Below are 4,022 nucleotides of genomic sequence, written 5' to 3'. Positions count from 1 at the left end.
CGGGAGTCCACCGCCGGACGGTGGCGGCTCCTAGTACCAGTTGTGGGACTGCCAGAACGACCAGGCGCCACAGGGGCTGCCGTAGCGGCTGTTCATGTAGCCCAGGCCCCACTTGATCTGGGTGGCCGGGTTGGTGCGCCAGTCGGCACCGGCCGAGGCCATCTTGGTGCCGGGCAGCGCCTGGACCAGGCCGTACGCGCCGGAGCTCCGGTTGGTCGCGGTGTAGTCCCAGCCGCTCTCGCGCTTCACGATCTGGCTGAAGCACTGGAACTGGGTGTCGTCACCGACGACCTGCCGGGCGATGTCCTGGACGGATCCGGGGCTGGTCGAGACCGGCGGGGCGCTGTTGTCGGTGGCGGCCATCGCCGAACGCGCCTTGGAACGGTTGGCAGCGGCCTCGTCGGCCTTGCGCTTGTCCTCGGCGGCCTTGGCAGCCTTGTCCGCGTCGGCCTTGGCCTGGGCATCGGCCTTCGCCTGGGCGTCCGCGGCGGCCTTCTGGCGCGCGGCCTCCTCGGCGGCCTTCTGCTCGGCGGCGGCCTTGGCCGCGGCGTCGGCGGAGGCCTGCTGGGCGGATGCCTGCTGGCCGATGTTGTCACTGATGGTCTGCGCCTGGGCGCCAGAGGGGACTTCGGCAAGCAGGGTCGCGCCCGCGACGTCGACCGTCTGCGTCGTCTTGCCCTCGCTGCCCGAGGCCACACCCACGACGGCACCGACAGCGGTGACGGCGGTGGCGGAGGCCACAGCGACTCCCCGGACCGAGATCCGAGTCACATGGATTCCTTCCAGCATCGCCCACGCGTGACCGTGCGGGCGCAACATGCCCCTTGGCACTGACCTCCGCAGGTGCTCTGGTCACGGGAGGTGCTGGCCCGGCGTCCGGCCGAGGTGAGGCGACCGGGCGTTGGAATCGGGCGGCGTACGGCTCATCGGTCTTCAATTATGCGTCCACCGACCGGAGTTGGTGGACCATCCGGGGCCGGACTCGTGGAGTCCGGAAGCCCTGCCACGCCGTACGCGGGGCCTGACAGAACCCTCACCATGCCGCACCGGACGCTGTCGACGCAATTCCCGTTCGCGTGGCGCACGTCACATTCACCGCACGGGAGTTCTTCGGACGGAAAGCACTCGATGTGATGAAAGGGATGAGGGCCCGCCCCGTCAGGAGCGGGCCCCGCATCAAGAGTTGACCGTATTGTACGACTATGTCCTGGTCAGGGACGGATCACGGGTGGATGTCCTCCAGCATCTCCGTGACCAGCGCCGCGATCGGCGAACGCTCCGAGCGGGTGAGCGTGATGTGCGCGAAGAGCGGATGCCCCTTCAGCTTCTCCACCACCGCCACCACGCCGTCGTACCGGCCCACCCGGAGGTTGTCGCGCTGCGCCACGTCGTGGGTGAGCACCACCCGCGAACCCTGGCCGATCCGGGACAGCACCGTCAGCAGGACGTTCCGCTCCAGCGACTGGGCCTCGTCCACGATCACGAAGGCGTCGTGCAGCGAGCGGCCCCGGATGTGGGTCAGCGGCAGCACCTCCAGCATCCCGCGGGAGATCACCTCCTCGATCACGTCCGGGGTGGTGACGGCGGAGAGGGTGTCGAAGACCGCCTGCGCCCAGGGGCTCATCTTCTCCGTCTCGGAGCCCGGCAGGTAGCCGAGCTCCTGCCCGCCGACCGCGTACAGCGGCCGGAAGACCATCACCTTGCGGTGCTGCCCCCGCTCCAGCACCGCCTCCAGCCCCGCGCACAGCGCCAGCGCGGACTTGCCGGTGCCCGCCCGGCCGCCCATCGAGACGATGCCGACGTCCGGATCGAGCAGCAGGTCCAGCGCCACCCGCTGCTCGGCGCTGCGCCCGCGCAGTCCGAACGCCTCGCGCTCGCCGCGCACCAGCCGGACCCGGCCGTCGCCGGTCACCCGGCCGAGCGCCCGGCCGCGCTCCGAGGTGAGCACCAGACCGGTGTGCACCGGCAGCTCGTCCGCCCCCTCGACGTCCACCGCGGCGTCGTGGCCGGCCGCGAACAGCGCGTCCACCTGCTCCGCCGGGACGTGCAGCTCGGACATCCCCGTCCAGCCGGAGGTGATGGCGAGCTCGGCCCGGTACTCCTCGGCGAGCAGGCCCACCGAGCTGGCCTTGATCCGCAGCGGCAGGTCCTTGGAGACGACCGTGACGTCGTACCCCTCGGCCTGGAGGTTGCGGGCGACCGCGAGGATCCGCGAGTCCGCCTCGCCGCCGCCGACCCGGTAGCCGGCCGGCAGTATCGACAGGTCGGAGTGGTTGAGCTCGACCCTGATGGTGCCGCCGAGCTCGCCGACCGGGATCGGCTCGTCGAGCCGGCCGTGGCGGATGCGGTAGTCGTCGAGCAGTCGCAGCGCCTGGCGGGCGAAGTAGCCCAGCTCCGGGTGGTGCCGCTTGGCCTCCAGCTCGGTGACGACCACCACCGGCAGGACGACCTCGTGCTCCTCGAAGCGGGTCATGGCGAGCGGGTCCGCCAGGAGCACGCTGGTGTCGAGAACATACGTGCGCCGGTCTGGCGTCCGGCGGCTCTTGGAACTGACCACTAGGCCTCCAGAGCGGATGACCCTGCGTCATCCGCGGCAAGCCGGCCCCCGCTGCCCCGGTGGCCTCGGGACCGGACTGCCTGGAGTATTCCCAGGCGAGGGGCGGTGCATTCGCGCCCCCGGCGAACTGACGGATCATTGCCGGTGAACGTTTGGCCTCACCAGGGCTCCGGGTAGGCCAGCCCTACGGCGGTCACTTCACCCGTTCAGAGGCCCAGTCGCCGGTTGCGCTGCTCGAACGCCCGCAGCGCCCGCAGGAAGTCGACCTTGCGGAAGGCCGGCCAGTACGCCTCGCAGAAGTAGAACTCGCTGTGCGCGCTCTGCCAGAGCAGGAAACCGGACAGGCGCTGCTCGCCCGAGGTGCGGATGATCAGGTCCGGGTCGGGCTGGTTGCGGGTGTAGAGGTGCTCGGCGATGTGCTCGACGTCGAGGATCTCGGCCAGTTCCTCGATCGAGGTGCCGCGCCCGGCGTGCTCCTGGAGCAGCGAGCGGACGGCGTCGGCGATCTCGTGCCGGCCCCCGTAGCCGACCGCGACGTTGACCGTGATGCCGTCGATGTCGGCGGTCTCCTCGGCGGCCCGCTTGAGCACGTCGGCGGTGTGCTGCGGGAGCAGGTCCAGCGCGCCGACCGGGTGGACCTTCCAGCGGCGGGCGGCGGCCAGCCCGGTGACGGCGTCCTCGATGATGCCCAGCAGCGGGACGAGCTCGTCGGCGGGGCGGTCGAGGTTGTCGGTGGAGAGCATCCAGAGGGTGACGACCTTGACGTGGGTCTCGTCGCACCAGCCGAGGAACTCGCTGATCTTGTCGGCGCCGCGCTGGTGGCCGTACACGGTGGTGCCCCCGGCGGCCTTCGCCCAGCGGCGGTTGCCGTCCAGGATCACGCCGATGTGGTGCGGGGTGCGGGCGAGGTGGACCTCGACCCGGCGGCCGTAGAGCCCGTACATCCCGCCCAGCAGGGTACGCAGACCCGGCGTCCGTTCGGCGACATCGCGCAGACCCATGATTCCCGGCCCCTCCGTGCTCGTTCAGCTGGTGCGTCAACGCCCCGGCGCAGCCTACTCCGGCGGGCAGGCACACGGTAAAGCCGCAGGTAGCGGTCTGGTCACGGTCCTGTACGGAGTCCGTCCCGGCGGGCGTGTCGCGGGCCTTCCCCGGCGACTCCGACGGCGGACACGGAACGGTCTCCGAATCCTTAAAGAATCCGTAAGCCGACTGTCCAATGCTTGACGACCGGCAATGGTCTAGTCCAGCTTTTGATCCAAGGCGGAACGAACCCCACGGTCCCGCCCCACCCCCACGCACCACCGTGCACCACCATGCACCACCGCGGTCGCCCACCCCCACGTACGACGACCCCACGCACCACGACGGACCTCCCCTCCCCCACACGCGGCCGCCGCGCCCCCCACCCCGAGCCCGACCGCCACCGCCACCCCGTCGCCGACCGCCACGCCCACCGCGACCT

3 protein-coding genes are annotated in these 4,022 nt (G+C 70.9%); all 3 read right to left on the bottom strand.

Annotation, left to right across the window (positions count from 1 at the left end; genetic code table 11):
- Positions 1–30 precede the first annotated feature (30 nt).
- A complete protein-coding gene (locus tag ACFV6I_RS38190; RefSeq protein ID WP_208869075.1) occupies positions 31–789 on the bottom strand; it encodes a transglycosylase SLT domain-containing protein in 759 nt (252 codons plus the stop codon).
- A 433-nt stretch (positions 790–1,222) separates the two neighbouring features.
- Entirely contained in the window at positions 1,223–2,557 is a 1,335-nt protein-coding gene (locus tag ACFV6I_RS38185; RefSeq protein WP_063347994.1) for a PhoH family protein, read from the bottom strand.
- Positions 2,558–2,763: 206 nt separating this feature from the next.
- Positions 2,764–3,558, bottom strand: a complete 795-nt coding sequence (locus ACFV6I_RS38180) for an isoprenyl transferase (protein WP_208869076.1) — start codon at positions 3,556–3,558, stop codon at positions 2,764–2,766.
- Positions 3,559–4,022 lie beyond the last annotated feature (464 nt).

Source organism: Kitasatospora sp. NPDC059803 (assembly GCF_042732255.1).
Lineage (GTDB): Bacteria > Actinomycetota > Actinomycetes > Streptomycetales > Streptomycetaceae > Kitasatospora.
This window is presented reverse-complemented; position numbering and strand designations above follow the sequence as displayed.